The following is a 16755-nucleotide window of genomic DNA, read 5'->3' as shown; positions in this document are numbered from 1 at the left end:
CTTTGTTCCTGGTGTCACTCGGATCGGCTGGCGAGGCGATGTTCCGCGCCCCAGCGCTGCGCCCAGGCGGCGCAGCGGCCGATGGCGCGCGCGGCTTCGTCGAAATCGATGATCACGACATGCTGCGGGGCCTCGGGTGCCGCCGGCTGCTCCAGCGTCCGGCCATCGGTCAGCAGCCAGAGCCAGGATTCGGCCGGACCGTCGCGACGCTCGGCGCGGCGCAGCACCTTGTCGGCCTGTGCCAGGGCATGCGCCAGCGGCGTGCCCCCGCCACCGCCCAGCGCTCGAACCTTTTCCCTGCAAGACGCGCGCGCCCGACCGGGCGGCAGTCGCAGCTCGACGCCCTGACCGCCAAAGCTCAGCATGGCCACGCTGTCGCCGGCGCGCGCTGCCTGCTCGATCAGCCAGGTGGCGTGCCCCTTGGCCAGCGCCAGCCGCCCGCGCTGGCGCATCGAGCCGGAGGTGTCGAGCACGATCAGGTGCAGACGCGCCGGTTGCACCGAGCGCTGGCTGTAGCGCAGATGCCCGCCTTGCAAAGGCTGCGGGCCCTTCGCCAGCAGGGTGGGCAACCATGCGATGGCAGCCCGCGAAGGCCCGGCATCCGGATGTGCAGGCGGCGCCAGCAATGGCTGCCGGGCTGGATTCAGCCACCGCAGACCTCCGCGCCCGGCGCGCATGAGGCGGCTGCGGTGGCTCACGCTTTTTTTGCGGGCCACCCTCCTTCGGGCTGCACGCGGGAAGTGGCTTCGGGAATCGGCGGCAGCGCACCCCAGTCGCCCATGGGGGAACTGTTGGCGGATGGTGCGGAACTGCCGGCGGATGTCGGCGCCGCCTGACGCATGTCGGCTTTCGGCTCTGGCGCCGGGCTGCTCCTGCCCTCCTCCCGTCGATGGGCCAATGCCAGTTCCGCCACCGCATCGACATCGTCCGTCGTGACTTCGGTGCGGCCCTCGAATGCAGCGAGCGCACGCGCCGCTCTCAGCATCACCAGGTCGGCCCGCATGCCGTCCACGCCAGCCGCGAGCGCGCATTCCGCAGCGCGCTGCAGCACGGCATCCGACCACGCCAGGCGCGCCAGCCCGGCGCTGGCTGCAACGACCGCCGCAGCCAGGCGGGCCTGTTCACCGGCATGGGCTTCGGCCACCCCAAGCGGGTCTTCGTCGAAGCGCAAACGCGCGCGCACGATCGCCATCCGCTGCCCGGCTTCGCTCGGGTTGGCCAGCGCCACCGACAGGCCGAAACGATCCAGCAACTGGGGGCGCAGTTCGCCTTCCTCGGGATTCATGGTCCCGACCAGCACGAAGCGTGCGGCGTGCTGTTGCGAAATGCCGTCGCGCTCGACGGTGTTCACGCCGCTGGCGGCGACATCGAGCAACGCGTCGACCAGTGCGTCGGGCAGCAGGTTGACTTCATCGACGTACAGCACGCCATGGTGGGCGCGCGTCACGAGGCCCGGTGCCAGGCGCAGCCGCCCATCGCGGAGCACGTCCTCGACGTCCAGCGTTCCCACCAGCTGCTCGACGGTGGCGGACAGCGGCAAGGTGACGAAGGGCGCAGCCGACGAAGCGGGCGTAGGCGGCAGCAACGCGGCCAAGGCCCGCGCCGCGGTCGACTTCGCGGTGCCTCGCGGTCCGCTGATGAGCACGCCGCCGATACCGGGGTCGATGGCCGCGAGCAACAGCGCGCGTTGCAGCATGGGTTGACCGATCAGCGCACTGAAGGGGAAGGTCGTTCGGCTGGCGGGCTCGAGCTTCGGGCCGGCGATCGCTTCGGTGGAATGGGGTGTCATCAGAGCGGCCCTTCGCCGTGGTCCTCGAGCCGGCGCTCCAGCGCCAGAAGGTGGTGTTCGATGCGTTCGCGGTGGTCGCCGGCTTCTTGCCACAAGCCGCGCCGCATGGCGTCCAGCAGGCGTTCGCCAATGCTGCGCAAGGCCAGCGGGTTGTGCCGCTGCAGGAACTCGCGCGTCTTGTCGTCGTGCAGGTAGGCATCGGCCATCAGCGCGTACTGGTGATCGCCGACCACGCCCGTGGTGGCGCTGTACGCGAACAGGTTGTCCACGGTGGTGGAGATCTCCGCCGCGCCCTTGTAGCCGTGCCGCCGCACGCCGTCCAGCCACTTCGGGTTGACGGCGCGCGATCGCACCACGCGCGCGACCTCTTCGCGCAAGCTGCGGATACGCGGCGACCCCGGCACGCTGAAATCGCCGTGGTAGAGCGCAGCCGGTGCGCCCGCAAGATGCGCCACGGCGGCCGCCATCCCGCCCTGGAACTGAGCGTGATCGGCAGCGTCGAGCACGTCGTGCTCGCGGTTGTCCTGGTTGTGCAGCACCGCATCGAGTTGTCCCAGACGTTGCTCGAACGAGGCGCGCGCGGCAACACCGTGCTCGCCCTGCCCATAGGCAAAGGCACCGGCCTGCAGATAGGCCTGGGCGATGTCGGCACTGTGTTGCCATCGACCGCTGTCCAGTACCTCCTGCACACCCACGCCGTAGCCGCCCGGACGCGGGCCGAACACGCGCCACGTGGCCTGGCGCTGCGCCTGGTCGACGGGTTGGCCGGCCGCCAGGGCCTCGGCGGCCTCGCGCCGTACGCGGGCACGGATCGGGTTCACCTCGTCGGATTCATCGTCTTCGCTGATTGCGGCCACGGCGCGCACGGCCGTGTCGAAAAGGTCGATCACGTTGGGAAAGGCATCGCGGAAGAACCCCGACACGCGCAGAGTCACGTCCACACGCGGCCGATGGCGCACAGCCATCGGCAACACTTCGATGTCGATCACGCGCGCGCTGCCGTCGGCCCACTTCGGCCGCACGCCCAGCAGCGCGAAAGCCTGCGCCACGTCTTCGCCGCCGGTGCGCATGGTGCTGGTGCCCCAGACGGACAAGCCCACCTCGCCAGGCATCGTGCCGTGGTCCTGCAGGTGCCGCTCGATCAGTCTTTCCGCCGCGGCCGCACCCATGGCGTAGGCCGTGGGCGTGGGCACGGCACGGGTGTCGACGCTGTAGAAATTGCGTCCGGTGGGCAGCACATCGGGCCGACCGCGCGACGGCGCGCCGCTCGGGCCAGGGGGCACGAAGCGTCCGGCCAGGCCTCGCAGCAATTGCGTCATTTCCTGGGGGCCGCAGGCATCGAGGCGGGGGGCCAGCACCTCCTTCAGGCGCTGCAGCACCGGTGCCGCATGGGGCCAGGCATGGACATCGAAGGCATCATGCGCAGCGCCCGCCCGGGTGTCGCCGGACACCGCCTGCACCGCCACCAGGCGCGCGGCCAGCAGTTCAAGCCGCTCGCGCGTGTGGCCGGCGTGGCGCCATGCCTCGGCACTGAGTTCTTGCAACACCTTCGGACGCGGACCGCGCCACGGCGCGGCCCAGTCCGGCCCCAGAGCGCTGAAGCCGTCCGCGCCCTCCACGCCAAGGTCTTGCGCCAGTGCGACCAGCAGGCTCTTCTGGCTGGCGGCCGTGCCGCCCGGAAAACGCGCCAGCGCCAGCAGCGTGTCGATGCGCTGGCGGCCTTGCGGCGAACGCCCCAGAACATGCAAACCGTCGCGGATCTGGGATTCCTTGATCTCGCAAAGATAGGCGTCCAGCCCCTTCAACAGGCTCTCCCGGGCACTCTCGTCGGTCGGCCGCGCGAAACCCAGTTCCTCGTGCAAGCCTTCGCGCACGGTGCGTCCGAGGATGTCCTCGCGCAACAGCCGCGCGCGTCGCGGGTCGAGCGACAGGGCTTCGTAGTACTCGTCCATCTGCCGCTCCAACTGCTGCAGCGGGCCATAGGTCTCGGCGCGCGTCATCGCCGGCATCAGGTGGTCGATGATCACGGCCTGGGTACGCCGCTTTGCCTGGCTCCCTTCGCCCGGGTCGTTGACGATGAAGGGATAGAGATGCGGCAGCGGGCCCAGGATGGCGTCGGGCCAGCACGCCTCGCTCAGTGCCACGCTCTTGCCCGGCAGCCACTCGAGATTGCCGTGCGTGCCCACATGCACCATCGCGTCGACCGCGAAGGCGCGGCGCAGCCAGAAGTAGAAGGCCAGGTAGTGGTGGGGCGGCACCAGGTCCGCGTCGTGGTAGGTGGCCGCAAGGTCCACGGCACGCCCGCGCGCCGGCTGAATGCCGACGAAGACGTGACCGAAGCGCAGGCCGGCAATCGTGAAGCGCCCGCTGCGCAGCGACGGCTCTTGCTCGGGCGCTCCCCACAGGGCGTTGACCGCCGCCCTGCTGTCGGCGGGCAATCGATTGAAATCTTCCAGGTAGTCGGCCAGCGAAAAGCTCTGCGCGGCGGGCCGGCCGCCATTGGCGTCGCTGTCGTTGGTGATGCCGCGCAACAGCGCTGCGATCAGGGCGTCGCCGCTGGCGGGCAGATCCCCGGTCAGGTACCCCGCGGCCCGCAGTTCCTGCAACACGACCACGGTCGACGCCGGCGTGTCCAGCCCGACGCCATTGGCGATGCGCGCATCGTCGATCGGGTAGTTGGCCAGGATCAGCGCGATCCGCTTGTCGGCGTTGGGCTTGTCGCGCAACACGCACCAGCGGCGTGCCAGTTCGGCCACGAAGGCCATCCGGCCGGGCTCGGCCTGGTAGCGAAGCACGTCGAGCTCGGTGTGCTTGCAGCGCCAGGCCATGCCCTTGAAACTGATGGCGCGCGTGAGGATGCGCCCATCCACCTCGGGCAGTACCACCTGCATGGCCAGATCGCGCGGCGCAAGGCCGTGCGGGTCGGCCAGCCATTGCTCCTGCGTGCCGCCGGCAGTAATGAGCTGCAGCACGGGGGCGTCCCCGGCCAGCGTGGCCAGCGACATGCCGCCGTCGCCTGCGCTCCCATCGTCGCGGCCGTCGATCGACGCCACCGCGAAGCTGGTCGCGTTCAGCACGATCGACACGCGGTGTTCCGCGACCAGAGCCTGCACCGCGGCGTGGCTGTCGGGATTCTTGAGCGAATCCACGGCGAGTGCCATCGCGTTCAGGTCGGCGGCCGACAGCGCTTCGAGCATGGCGTCGAACACTGCCGTGTTGCCTGCTTGCAGATGGGCGCGGTAGAACAGCAGCAGCGCCACCGGCGCGCCTGCCTTCCAGGTGGCATGGCCGGCAACCTCCCGCGGCCGATAGCGCACGGCCGAAGGCAGGGGCACCGGCTGCGCCGGCCGGCTGCCCAGCCCGAACGCCGCATGGCCGATCAGCGAGAAGAAGGCCTTCGCATTGTCGAGCCCTCCTTCGCGGAGGCACCGCCAAAGATGGCGGCAATCGTCGTGCGGCGCGCTGCTGCGCATGAGCAGCTGCATGTCTTCGGAAGCATCGCCCGAGAATATCGCCAGCCATTGACCGCGTTCGCGTGCCGAGGACATGGCGCGCTCCACCAGGTAGGCCCAGTCGCTCGGGGTACCCAGATGGTCGATCACCACCACGCGGGCATGGCGCAGCACGTCGTCGACATACATGTCCACGGAAGCCGGCTGTCGAAGCCACATCAGGTTGGCCAGGCGCACGCTGGGATAGTCGGCGCCCATCTGCCCGGCCGCGTCGGCGAGCAGCGACAGGGTGGTGTCGGCGGCGCTGAGCACGACCACCGAGGCGGGCGTCTGCGCCACGCGCACGACGCCTTGGCCGCCGTCTTCGACGTGGCCGCCGGGGCGGGTGGACAGCAGATGCATGAGGGGCTTTCGGCGACGCGTCAGGCCACCGCGGCCACGCTAAGCGCCGCGTCCAGCTCGGCTTGCAAGGCTGCCGCATCGAGTCCTGCCCCGATCAGCACAAGGCGCGTCTGCCGAGCCTCGTCGGCCCGCCAGGGCCGGTCGAAGTAGCTGTCGAAGCGCGTGCCGACGCCTTGCACCACCAGCCGCATCGCTGCGCCGGGCAATGCGACGAAGCCTTTGGCCCGATAGATCTCGTGGCGCTCGATCAGACTCTGCAAGGCGGCCAGCAAGCGGCCGCGGTCAGGGACCTGCAGGGTCACCGAGACCGAGTCGAAGGCGTCGTGGTCGTGGTCTTCCTCCTCGTCGTGGTGAGTCTTGCGCTGGTCGATCGCATCCTCCACCGCCCGCTCCATGCCCAGCAGCACACCCAGGTCGATGCGCCCGTGCTGCGCATGCACCAGCTTCACGCCTGTCGCGGTCTCGGCGCGGATGACGGCCTCCACGCCGGCCAGCGTCGCCGCGTCGAGCCCATCCGTCTTGTGCACGACCACCAGGTCGGCGGTCGCGAGCTGGTCTTCGAACAACTCCGACAAGGGCGAATCGTGGTCGAGGTTCTCGTCGGCGCGGCGCTGGGCGTCTACCGCCAGCGGATCGTCCGCGAAGCGGCCGGCGGCGACGGCCGGTGCATCCACCACCGTGATCACCGCGTCCACCGTGAATGCGTTGCGCAGCGCCGGCCACTGGAAGGCCTGCACCAGGGGCTTGGGCAGGGCCAGGCCCGAGGTCTCGATGACCAGGTGATCGATCTGATCGCGCCGCGCGGCCAGTTGCTCCATCACCGGCGCAAACTCTTCCTGCACGGTGCAGCACAGGCAGCCGTTGGCCAGCTCGAACAACTGGCCGTCCGGCGCCCCGGTCTCGTCGCAGCCGATGCCGCAGCCGCGCAGCAACTCGCCGTCGATGCCCAGTTCGCCGAACTCGTTGACGATGACCGCGATGCGCCGGCCCTGGGCGTTCTGCAACAGGTGGCGCAGCAGCGTGGTTTTGCCGCTGCCGAGGAAGCCGGTGACGATGGTGGCGGGGATCTTGCGGCTTTGCATGGGCGTGGAAGTCGAGGTTTGCATGGGCTGTGGTGGTTCTGTGGGGTCGCGTGCGGCGTTGCCAGCGCGCGATCAGGGCTTGAACAACGCGGCGATGGCCGCCGGATTGCTCGGAAAGTACAGATGCATGAAGGACGCGAAAAGGCGTTTCTGGCGGAAGACCGCTTCGGCTTGGCCGTGGTGGCGCCGGGCCCGCGTGTGCAGTGCAGCCGGCGTGCGCGTGTCGATGCGGGCGTGATGAAAAGTGTGGCCGCGGACCTCGCCTTCGGGCAACTCCAGACTGTGCATGCCGAGATTGACGAGCCGGTCGGACATCGCGCCCTGCCCGGGCAGCAAACCCAGCATGGGCGCCTTGTGGCCGGCAGCGTCGCTCAGCGACTCCAGCAGCACCAGCATGCCGCCGCACTCCGCGACCATCGGGCGACCCGCGGCATGGTGCGCAGCGATGGATTCGCGCGTCGCTGCATTGCCGGCCAGCGCTTGCAAGTGCAGTTCCGGGTAACCGCCCGGAAGGTACAGCGCGTGCGCCTCTTGCGGCACCGGTTCGTTGGCCAGCGGCGAAAAGAAACGGAGTTGCGCGCCCAGGGTACGCAGGAGGTCGAGATTGGCGGAGTAGACGAACGAGAAGGCGGCATCTTGCGCGATGGCGATCGTCACGCCGGCGAGCGAGACGGGCAGACCTGAATCCGAAGCCGAGCGCAGCGGCGCGTTGAAATCCACGGCAGGCGGCATCGGCAGCGCCCCGTGCTCGGCAAGCGCAAGCGCGGCGGCTCCGATGCGCTCGGCGATGTCGTCGACCTCGCCGGCCTGCACGAGGCCGAGGTGACGCGACGGCAACGCGTAGTGCCCGCCGCGCGGCAGCGCGCCGTACCAGGCCATGCCGGCCGGCAGGCTCTCGCGCACCATCTGCGCATGGCCCGCGCTGCCCACGCGATTGGCCAGCACGCCCGCCAGCTGCAGGCCGGGGCGATAGGTCGCCAGCCCGTGGGCGACTGCGCCAAAGGTCTGCGCCATCGACGATGCATCGATCACGGCCAGTACCGGCAGTCCGAAATGCAGCGCCAGATCGGCACTCGACGGCGTTCCATCGTGCAGCCCCATCGCGCCTTCGACCAGGATCAGGTCGACCTCTGCAGCCGCACGGTGCAAGAGCTCGCCGCAGTGCGCCTCTCCCCCCATCCACAAGTCGAGCTGCTGCACCGGCGCGCCGCTGGCACGCTCGAGGACCATGGGGTCGAGAAAATCCGGCCCGGTCTTGAACACGCGCACGCGCCGGCCCTTGCTGCGATGCCAATGCGCCAAAGCGGCAGTGACGGTGGTCTTGCCTTGGCCCGAGGCCGGGGCCGTGACCAGCAGCGCGGGACAGCGGAAGGCTGCGGGTGCAATCATCCCTCGGCCTTCATCGGCCTCCCGGCCACTCGCAGCGCATGGACGCCATCGCACAGCGGGCGTGAGCCAGGGCCATGTCGCCTGAAGGGGATGCGTGTCATAGAGAAAATACCGCGCCAGCCATGCTCACCCGCTTCCCCGCAGGTACGCACCACAAGGCGCGCCGTTCGCACAGCGCGCCGCCTCGTTGGCCGGTATCCGGGCTGGCGAAGACGACCCGTGTTCCCTTCCCAGGCAGCGCAGATTGCGCGGATTGACCTAGTGGGCTATAGACACGAGCGGCGAGCACGAGGGCTCACGTTCGCTTACCGTTGCGGGGGCAGCTCAGGTTAGGGCGCGCGATGGCTTGCCGCACCACCCCTCCTGATTCCCGTTGAACTGCTTCGACCGGAAGGACGAAACGAGCACCAACGGACTGATCATAGCGGAACACCTCCACTCATGCGGTGCGCCGCCCGGTTGTCTTACGCGCCGCCGCCTTGGGCACCAGGGCGCGCCAGCCGATGACGCACGATGTGATGCACAAGGCGATGCCCAGGGCTGACAGGATCAGCACCGACGCCTCGCGCAACCAAGGTCGTTCGCGCAGCGGCCCGAAATCGAGGCTGTGCAATCCCTGGTACATGAACCCCGCTGCCATCGCCCCGACCTGTCGACCCGCAACAGCACCCTGCCCGAGGCGGGATCGGCATAGAGTTCCGTGCCGTCGACCAATGCGCGCGCCAGACCGGCAAGGGCTGGCCCTCCGAGGCTTCGGCCGAGCCTGGATTCTTCGCGTAGTAGGCATCGTCGTAGTCCTCTGCGCCGTTCGTCGCCATGACCATGGCTCTTGTCGAAGCTTTCCCGGATTTTCTGCCCGTCGAAGGCGAGCATCAAGGAGTCGTTCCGCACCTTACCGTTGCCGCACGGCGATGTATGCGAAGCCGCGGCTGAGTTGCAATTGTGGCTCGGAGCATCCCGTGCCCGCTGACTGGTTCATACGCGGCCAGCATCATCGCAGCCTTGACTGATGAGCGTGGCGCGCAGTTTGAACATAGGGAGGCGGGCTGTAAGCGTCCGAGCAATCCGTGTTGACGGACCAGCCGACCTGCCCCATTAGACTGATGCGAATGAGCCTGCAAGCGACCTTCATTGCCACCGAGGACATCAGCAACTGGCAGGACGCCGGTTGCGCTGTACTCGGGAACCCTTCTGGATCAACGGAGCGTGCAGCCACGGCAGTCGGGATCAGCGTGGGATCGGAGGTTCGATGGCGAGTCGATTTGTTCGCAAGCGTTGGCCAATCTTGCTTTCAAGACGTACGCTGCATCGGCGAACTGGTTTACATCGGCTACGGTCAGCAAGTTGCGGTGTTCTCGCCCAAGACGGCGAGCTTGGCATCGCACTCGCTCGACGGCTACTTCGGCCATGTATTCACGACTTTGGATCTTGAGTCGCCCAATCTTGGTTCGTCGGTGCTGGTCGCATCGGCTTCAGAGTTGCTGCGCTTCGACGGCGCTGGCCAACTCTTGTGGCGGAGGTCAGGGCTTGGAATCGATGGTGTCGTCATTCACCGAGTCCAAGACGGCGAGATCTTTGGCGATGCTGAGTGGGACCCTCCAGGAGGCTGGAAGTCCTTTCGATTGCGACTGGATTCTGGAGAGATATGTCAGAGTTGAGGCCTTCCCTCTCGGCGGTCTAGCCTGGCGTCCAGCGATGCGGCAGCAACTCCCCCACGAGACGCGCTTTGTGCGTGGGCAGGCGCTGCAGGACGGCCTTTAAGTACGCGTACGGATCGAGCCCGTTCAGCTTGGCCGACTGGATCAAGCTCATCACCGCGGCCGCGCGTTGCCCCGCCCGCAGCGAGCCCGCGAACAACCAGTTCGAGCGCCCGAGTGCGATCGGTCGGATCTGGTTCTCCACCCAGTTGTTGTCGATCGGCAATTGCCCATCGTCGATGTAGCGCGTGAGCGCAGTCCATCGCTTCAGGCTGTAGTCCAGCGCCCGGGCCAGCGCCGTGCCATCGGTCGCGCGAAGGCGGTGCGCGATCATCCATGCGTGCAGCGCATCGGTCACGGGCCTGGCCTTGTGTTGGCGGATCGCTAGTCGCTGCTGCGTGGTCAAGCCGTGCACCTCGCGCTCGATCTCGTAGAGCTCACCGAAGAACTTCATCGCCTGCTCGGCCACAGCACTCTTGGTGCTCGCCTGGAGCTCGAAGAACTTGCGCCTGGCGTGCGCAGCGCAGCCGATCTCGGTGACGCCCTGCGTGAAGCTGGCCTTGTATCCCGCGTAGTCGTCGCACACCAGCTTGCCGATCCATGGCTCGCCGCCCTGCTGCAGGAAGGTGCGCGCGTGTTCGCCGGCGCGGCTCTCCGCGAAGTCATAGACGACGGCCCGGAGGCCCTCGAAGACACTGGGACAGTACGCCCACAGGTAGGCCTTGTGCGTCTTCTTCTTGCCCGGAGTGAGCATCGCCACCGGCGTCTCGTCGGCGTGCAGCACGCTGTGGCTCAGGATCTCTTGCTTGAGCGCGTCGACCAGCGGCTGCAGCTGCACGCCGCATGCGCCCACCCATTCGGCCAGCGTGGAGCGCGCCAGCGGCATGCCGGCCCGCGCGAAGATGCCTTCCTGGCGGTACAAGGGCATGTGGTCGGCGTACTTCGCCACCAGCACTTGGGCCAGCAAGCCGGCGGTCGGCATGCCCTTGTCGATGACTTGTGCGGGCACCGGCGCCTGGATCAGGGTCTCGCACTTCGCGCAGGCCCATTTGCCCCGAACGTGGCGCTCCACCGTGAACACACCAGGCGTGTAGTCGAGCTTCTCGCTCACGTCCTCGCCGATGCGCTTGAGCTCGCAGCCGCACTTGCAGGTGGTGCAGGCGGGTTCGTGATGGAACGACGTGCGCGGCAGGTGAGCCGGCAGCGGTGCCCGCTTCGGGTGCTGCGGCGGCGGGGTCTGCGGCTTCGTTCTGAACAGCTCGAGTTCCAGTTCGATGGCGGCAATGTCGGCATCGACAGTCTCGTCGAGCAGGTTCTTCTGCGCAGCGTCGAGTTGCTCGTGCGGGCACTGAACTTCCAGCGCTTGAGCACCGCGATCTCGTGGGTGAGTTGGTCGATGCGGGCTTCGCTCCAGACGAGCTTGCGATCCTTCATCAGCATCTCGCTGTCGGCCTGCGTGAGCTGGGCTTGCCTGAGCGCGATCTCGGCATCCCGCTCGGCGATCAAGCCATCGCGCTCGGTGATCTGGGCCAGCAACCCCTGCGCCAGCGCGCGCAACTCGGCCTCGCCGAGTCCCTGGAGTTGTTCGCTGGTGAGCATGAACGCCAGTGTGCCGAACTCCGCGGCAAGGGCCATTCGCAAACGCCCCAATTGCTGCAGGGCCACCTCCCGCTCACGCCATGGTGATGGCGCCTCCATCGCCCAGGCGCTGCCAGGGAAGGCCGAGCACGAGCGCGTCGAGTTGTTCACGAGACAGGGCCATCTGCGCCCCCAGGGCGGTGTTGGCCCAGAGGAAGCGGCCCTGATGGAGTCGGCGGGCGCACAGCCAGACGCCGATACCGTCGTGCACCAGCACCTTCATGCGGTTGGCCCTTCGGTTGGCGAACAGGTAGGCGTGATGAGGCTTGGCCGATCCGAAGACTTGCACGACGCGCGCCAACGCGGTGTCGGTGCCGGCGCGCATGTCCAGCGGTTCGGCCGCAAGCCACACCGCATCGATGCGGATCACCGCAGCAGCTCGCGCATCCAGGCCGCGCACTCGGCGGCAGCGGTGATGGGCCATGTAGCCTTGACCATGAGCGTGCCTCGACGCAGTTCGATGACCAGTTCTTGGGCGGGCGTAACCGCGGGAGGCGCAACCGGCAACGCGATGAACGAGTGAGCGGGGATCGGGTTCACAACCGGCTTCTGCGTTGATGGCCCCGCAGCCATCCGGCGCCACTTGTGCACCAGGTTGGCGTTCAGGCCATGGGCCAGCGCGATGCCGGCCACCGAAGCTTCGGGCTTGGCGCATTCGGCCAGAACTTGAGCCTTGAGGGCGGCGTCATGGCGCCGCCGAGTGAGTCGCTTGGAGTCTTTGATGGTGTCCACCTATCGGTCTGGTGCACACCATGCTGGCCCAGCCGCCTGGGGGATTCAATATGTGTTGGGCGGACGCATACCGTCCTCGTAACCGGGTGGCCGCTTCAACGCAACAAATACTCGGTGATCAAGGGTCATGGTCTGTTCATTCCAACGCAGCAGTGCATCTCATCATTGAAGGATACAGCGACTGTCGTCTGCACAGATCAGCATCTTCAGCACCTGAATCGTCAAGATGAGGTGACTGGACGCTTACGGCCCAGCCGCCTGGGGGATTCAATATGTGTTGGGCGGACGCATACGGCGGGCTGGGCTTGGCTTGGCGCGGGTGCCTAGCCGGGTCAATGCCGGTTTGGAAGAGCCAGTGATCGGGCGAGGTCGCGGCTCTCGCGCGCCAGGCGCGACACCGAGGCGCCTGGCTGCAGGCACAGTGCCACCAGTCGCGACTTCGCTGCCTCGTCGCACAGGCTGCGTCCGTCGCTCTTGTGCCCCACCACCAGCCGGCGTTTGAGGTCTTCCAAATCGTCTGTCATTTACGTTCCCGCGTTCATCTACGTGGGAACGTAGGCTGTCAGGTCACAGCCTGCGGCTCAAAGACGGGGTTCATTGACCGCATACGATGATCTGCACGCTTGGCTCGCTAGCATCTGGGCAAGGTGTCGAAGGAGCTCGACCCAACCCGGATTCAGCTGATTTCTACAGCAGGGAAGGACTTCACGAGGTCATCCAGACTCTTCAACTGTCGCAGCAACGGTTCCACCTTGTCCAGCGGCAGGGCACTTGGGCCATCGCACTTTGCCATTGCAGGGTCCGGGTGAGCTTCCAGGAATATTCCTGCAAGACCAACCGCGACGCCAGCGCGCGCCAACTCCAGTAATTGGCTCCGCCTTCCCCCTGAGGCGATGGCACTCGCCTCGCGCTGTTGCAACGCATGTGTTGCGTCGAAAATGATGGGGCAGTCGCCAGTAGCACGCCTCATGACACCGAAGCCCAACATGTCGACGACGAGGTTGTCATAACCAAAGGAGGTCCCGCGGTCGCACAGGAGCACCTGCTCGTTGCCCGCTTCAGCGCACTTATCGACGACATTTGCTACCTGCGTCGGACTCATAAATTGAGGCTTTTTCACATTGATTGGACGGCCAGTCGCCGCTAGCGMCACAACCAAGTCCGTCTGCCGTGCAAGGAACGCCGGAAGTTGGAGCACATCGGCAACTTCCGCTGCGGGCTGCGCCTGCCAAGGCTCATGAACATCGGTCAAGACCGGCACACCGAAGGCCTGCTTAACAGCATCAAGGATCACTAAGCCTTCCTCAATACCAGGGCCTCTATATGATTTGATCGACGATCTATTGGCCTTGTCAAAGCTGCCTTTGAACACGTATGGAATGTTTAGAGCTTCCGCAACACGTACGAACTCTTCTGCCGTGCGCAACGCCAGCTCCCGTGATTCCAAAACATTCACGCCACCGAAAAGAACGAGCGGGCTATTGTTGCCAACCGTTATGGAGCCCCGAATCCGAACCTCTTTCATCAGTACCCTTCCTGATTCAACAAACTTTTTTCTCATTGATCGAACTCATCCACGCGTCTGATCCTGGCTTTGGAATCAGCCGTTCAACACCAGGAATCTCATTTCGCACGGTGCTCGCATACTTGACAAGGAGATTCCAGCCCCCCAGTACAGCGCCCTTCGCCAGGGCCACATCATTTACGCCGCGCGCCCGTATTCCAGCAGCTTCTGCACAGAACCGCTCGATATTTTGGTATTCATTCGTCGCGTACAACGTATCCGTAAGTTTAGTAAGTTGTTCCGGCGACATCTCAACTCCTGAAACGACGTCTTGAAGCAATTGCAGACGCTCTTCTCGCTCGAACAAAACGGCCAACTCTCGAACGAGATCTGCAGGCTCATCAGGGCTATGCACTGCATTGAGCAACTGCAGCTTGAAAGCGACCTTGTATCGCAGTTGCCCTGGCGTCCTACTCTGCGGGGAGGCTGACCCTTTTTGGCCACTAAGCATCACTGTCGCCGGAATACCCGTTTGCTCTCGCGCCGAAGCTCGGACGATGAGCGCCAGAGCGTCTCCCGACAACATCAGCTTATCCACGACCAGCTTGTGCTCCTCTGTCATGGCGTTCCAATGATATCCCCACATGGCCCGGATCATGTGCCGGTTGAAGCGGAGTACCTTTGCTCCGACAACGGCGTAGCCAGATATCATAAGCCACTCAACAACCTGCTCGACCCTCCGACCGACTATTGCGTCCGGTTTGACAACCAACAACGAGTGATTCATTGCAAACTCTTTCGCGCTTGGCCCCATGGCACCAATTAGGGTCGCCCTCCCCTCTATGAAGTAGGTGTCGGCCTCGAACGCCCTTTGTTTTTGCGCCACACGACTGAGAAGCAGCAAATCACTTCTCAGCATTTCGAGATGATCTGAATTGTTCACGGTTAAAATGGCATGAAATTCCGTGCGAATCCAGTCAGGAGTTTGCCTGCAATGAACTCCAATGGCTGACTACGCTGTTCACCGCTTGGTCCGCATCAAACAATATCGTGTCAGAAACATATGGCCGACTCAAAGCCAAGCGGTAATAGAACGGGCCATCGACCGGGCTACCCAAGGCTACGATGTTAGGAAGAATTACCCCATTTTCCCCGACGACCAGCCGACTCTCTCTATCAACCTCCAACGAACCAGGAGAGTAGGACTCAGCTCCATCGGTGACAGCCCATTCGCGCACAACACCACGACGCCTCAGGTTCTGATACAGCTCACTGTCACTGAGCGACAAATTGAATCTATGAACGACCGCGTTCAAGACTACGCTGGCAACACTAGACCGGTCACCAAATTTCAAGCGCACACCTTCGCTGTTAACTTCCTTAAGAGGATCTCGACAGAATGATAGGTCCACGATTCCGACCTCCACCAAAGCTAGCATCTTCCTCATAAGCTCAAGGGTCGTTCCAACTGCAAGCCGATTGGTAACACGATACCATTTGGTAAACAAATCTCGAGTGCCTGATGGGCCACCGGCACCCCATTCGACCTGCTGCCTAAAGCAGGGGCGAAGGTCCCGAATTGCTCCATCGATTGCAGCTTTTATTGGATTGGACAGATTCCCCTGGATTGCGCCAAGAATATCGTTCTCCAGCCATGAAGCAGCTTGCGCGTGTAGATCATCCGCCTCAGCCAGCTTGGCGAGGGGATCCACGATCTCGTTCCAATCAAAGGTGTGCCGAAGAATCGAACCATCGTGCCCCCAAGGAGACTGGGCCTTGTTGAGACGCCTCGCCGCCTTCAGAAAATCAGCATGACGTTTTCCAGTCAGCAAGGTGTGAACCCCGGGGCCCAGGCGAACCTTCAAAAACCGAGAGACCGCCTCGTGATCTGCAGGCCCAAGGTCCGAGCATTTCTCGTCTGGCAATTTCAGCAATACATCGAGGTGCTCTAGGTAACCCCGGTACCGCGCATGGGCTGATCTATAGACGTCCCAGATGGTCGAAGCATTTGTACCTAAATGGCGGTTTTTGATATGGCGGTCCAGAGCACCCTTGACTTCCTCTTCCACTGCGCCAACGGCCGCCACCGATAGCAATGTGCGGTAGTAGAGCATCATCATTTCCAAAGCGAGCAGAGGTATTACCTCAGCGTCGATGACGTCCTTGCGCGGCCACTGCCTCTTCTCCGTGCTTCTTAGGGAAGCGAACATCGATTCATTGAAGACAATCCCGCTGTGACGTCGCTCGGCCACGTTCTCTTTCTCGTTGAAAGCTCGCGCCCTAACAAACAAGCCCGACTCGCTCATGGGAAAGATCTTGCGAGGTTCAAACCCGCTAGGCATGTACTTCAATTTGCGGGATACCGCCTCCTCCACAAAGTAGCCACCGCGGCCTGCGGTGAGCCAGTTGATGCAGTCAATGGCCGCTAGGCCCATTCCTAAGCACGCAACCGTGCTGGACGGCGGGACCACTTCGTTTGTTATTTTCTCTATTGGGTAAACATGATGAACGTACCGCAAGGAGGATGTCGCCGCGTTGCTTAGCGCCGTGATTTCGGCAGCAAGTGTTCCGGCAGCTGGCATGTTGGAAGTATGTCCAGTGCATAGGAATACGAAATCTGCCGCAAGATCATTCCAGGCCGACGCGTCATCGCAAACGACCTTGTGCTTTCCGCCGCCGGCAGGAACAAGGTCGGTCACTCGCGAACGCACTAGTCTCACGGCCACCTGCAGGCCTCTTAGTTCAAGGACCAGGGCGTCAAAGGTGTCGCTCAGTGCCTCCCCGACAAGAGCCCGGTCGACCCACTGCTGGGGCGCTATGTGGTAGCGCGGATTGTTCGTGGACTTAAATTTCTCCGCCGCCCATTGGTAGAGAGTCTCAACTTTCCTCTCGTAGACCTCGATACCCAGCTTCTTGTGACTGGCGTCCGCGCAAAGGGAAACCTGCTCGGCAGTCCGGTTGAGGTGGTTAGTCGCGGGTTGGTCTTTGGAATGAACGCCTGGCCCAAAGCTGCCCGACTTGTCGTAAATCACAACTGACAACGCGCTCCCTCCGATGCGCATGCTACCGG

13 protein-coding genes, 1 pseudogene and 1 riboswitch are annotated in these 16755 nt (G+C 64.7%); of the genes and pseudogenes, 1 reads left to right on the top strand and 13 read right to left on the bottom strand.

The window, feature by feature from the left end; all coding sequences use genetic code 11:
* Window positions 1-14 precede the first annotated feature (14 nt).
* From AC1DXX_RS15550 to AC1DXX_RS15525, 6 genes are all read right to left on the bottom strand, one after another.
* Window positions 15-698 carry a vWA domain-containing protein gene (locus AC1DXX_RS15550; protein ID WP_478135099.1) on the bottom strand — a complete coding sequence of 228 codons (684 nt, stop codon included), beginning with the start codon at window positions 696-698 and terminating at the stop codon, window positions 15-17.
* A complete protein-coding gene (locus tag AC1DXX_RS15545) occupies window positions 695-1789 on the bottom strand; it encodes a magnesium chelatase ATPase subunit I (RefSeq protein ID WP_478135098.1) in 1095 nt (364 codons plus the stop codon). Before AC1DXX_RS15545 ends, AC1DXX_RS15550 begins: the two co-directional genes overlap by 4 nt.
* Window positions 1789-5643: a cobaltochelatase subunit CobN gene (gene cobN / locus AC1DXX_RS15540; protein WP_478135097.1), complete on the bottom strand. Its 3855-nt coding sequence runs from the start codon at window positions 5641-5643 to the stop codon at window positions 1789-1791. Before cobN ends, AC1DXX_RS15545 begins: the two co-directional genes overlap by 1 nt.
* Window positions 5644-5663: 20 nt before the next feature.
* Complete coding sequence (gene cobW, locus AC1DXX_RS15535) at window positions 5664-6725, bottom strand: cobalamin biosynthesis protein CobW (protein ID WP_478135209.1); 1062 nt, start codon at window positions 6723-6725, stop codon at window positions 5664-5666.
* Window positions 6726-6797: 72 nt separating this feature from the next.
* Window positions 6798-8114, bottom strand: coding sequence for a cobyrinate a,c-diamide synthase (locus AC1DXX_RS15530; protein ID WP_478135096.1), 1317 nt, complete (start codon window positions 8112-8114; stop codon window positions 6798-6800).
* Between the two features lie 172 nt (window positions 8115-8286).
* Window positions 8287-8541: riboswitch (cobalamin riboswitch) on the bottom strand.
* 12 nt (window positions 8542-8553) lie between these two features.
* Complete coding sequence (locus AC1DXX_RS15525; protein ID WP_478135095.1) at window positions 8554-8739, bottom strand: hypothetical protein; 186 nt, start codon at window positions 8737-8739, stop codon at window positions 8554-8556.
* 484 nt (window positions 8740-9223) lie between these two features.
* Between AC1DXX_RS15525 and AC1DXX_RS15520 the strand changes: the two genes are divergently transcribed.
* The gene (locus tag AC1DXX_RS15520) at window positions 9224-9772 is read left to right on the top strand and encodes a hypothetical protein (protein ID WP_478135094.1); all 549 of its coding nucleotides are present in this window, start codon (window positions 9224-9226) and stop codon (window positions 9770-9772) included.
* A 19-nt stretch (window positions 9773-9791) separates the two neighbouring features.
* On the opposite strand, the pseudogene tnpC reads toward AC1DXX_RS15520, so the two are convergent.
* From tnpC to AC1DXX_RS15485, 7 genes and pseudogenes are all read right to left on the bottom strand, one after another.
* A pseudogene (tnpC, locus tag AC1DXX_RS15515) lies at window positions 9792-11410 on the bottom strand (IS66 family transposase).
* Window positions 11411-11483: 73 nt separating this feature from the next.
* Entirely contained in the window at window positions 11484-11873 is a 390-nt protein-coding gene (gene tnpB, locus AC1DXX_RS15510) for an IS66 family insertion sequence element accessory protein TnpB (protein ID WP_478135093.1), read from the bottom strand.
* Window positions 11816-12181, bottom strand: a complete 366-nt coding sequence (locus AC1DXX_RS15505) for a transposase (RefSeq protein ID WP_478135092.1) — start codon at window positions 12179-12181, stop codon at window positions 11816-11818. The genes tnpB and AC1DXX_RS15505 overlap by 58 nt, the downstream gene beginning before the upstream one ends.
* Window positions 12182-12513: 332 nt before the next feature.
* Complete coding sequence (locus tag AC1DXX_RS15500; protein WP_478135091.1) at window positions 12514-12705, bottom strand: hypothetical protein; 192 nt, start codon at window positions 12703-12705, stop codon at window positions 12514-12516.
* Between the two features lie 152 nt (window positions 12706-12857).
* A complete protein-coding gene (gene kdsA / locus AC1DXX_RS15495) occupies window positions 12858-13706 on the bottom strand; it encodes a 3-deoxy-8-phosphooctulonate synthase (RefSeq protein ID WP_478135208.1) in 849 nt (282 codons plus the stop codon).
* A gap of 16 nt (window positions 13707-13722) precedes the next feature.
* Complete coding sequence (locus tag AC1DXX_RS15490) at window positions 13723-14628, bottom strand: nucleoside-diphosphate kinase (protein ID WP_478135090.1); 906 nt, start codon at window positions 14626-14628, stop codon at window positions 13723-13725.
* A gap of 34 nt (window positions 14629-14662) precedes the next feature.
* Window positions 14663-16755 (bottom strand): FAD/NAD(P)-binding protein (locus AC1DXX_RS15485; RefSeq protein WP_478135089.1); only part of this gene is annotated, 2093 nt, incomplete at its 5' end.

This window comes from Variovorax sp. P4_B10, from assembly GCF_056402375.1.
The sequence above is the reverse complement of the archived record's forward strand: the minus strand, read 5'-3'. Positions and strand labels throughout refer to the sequence as shown.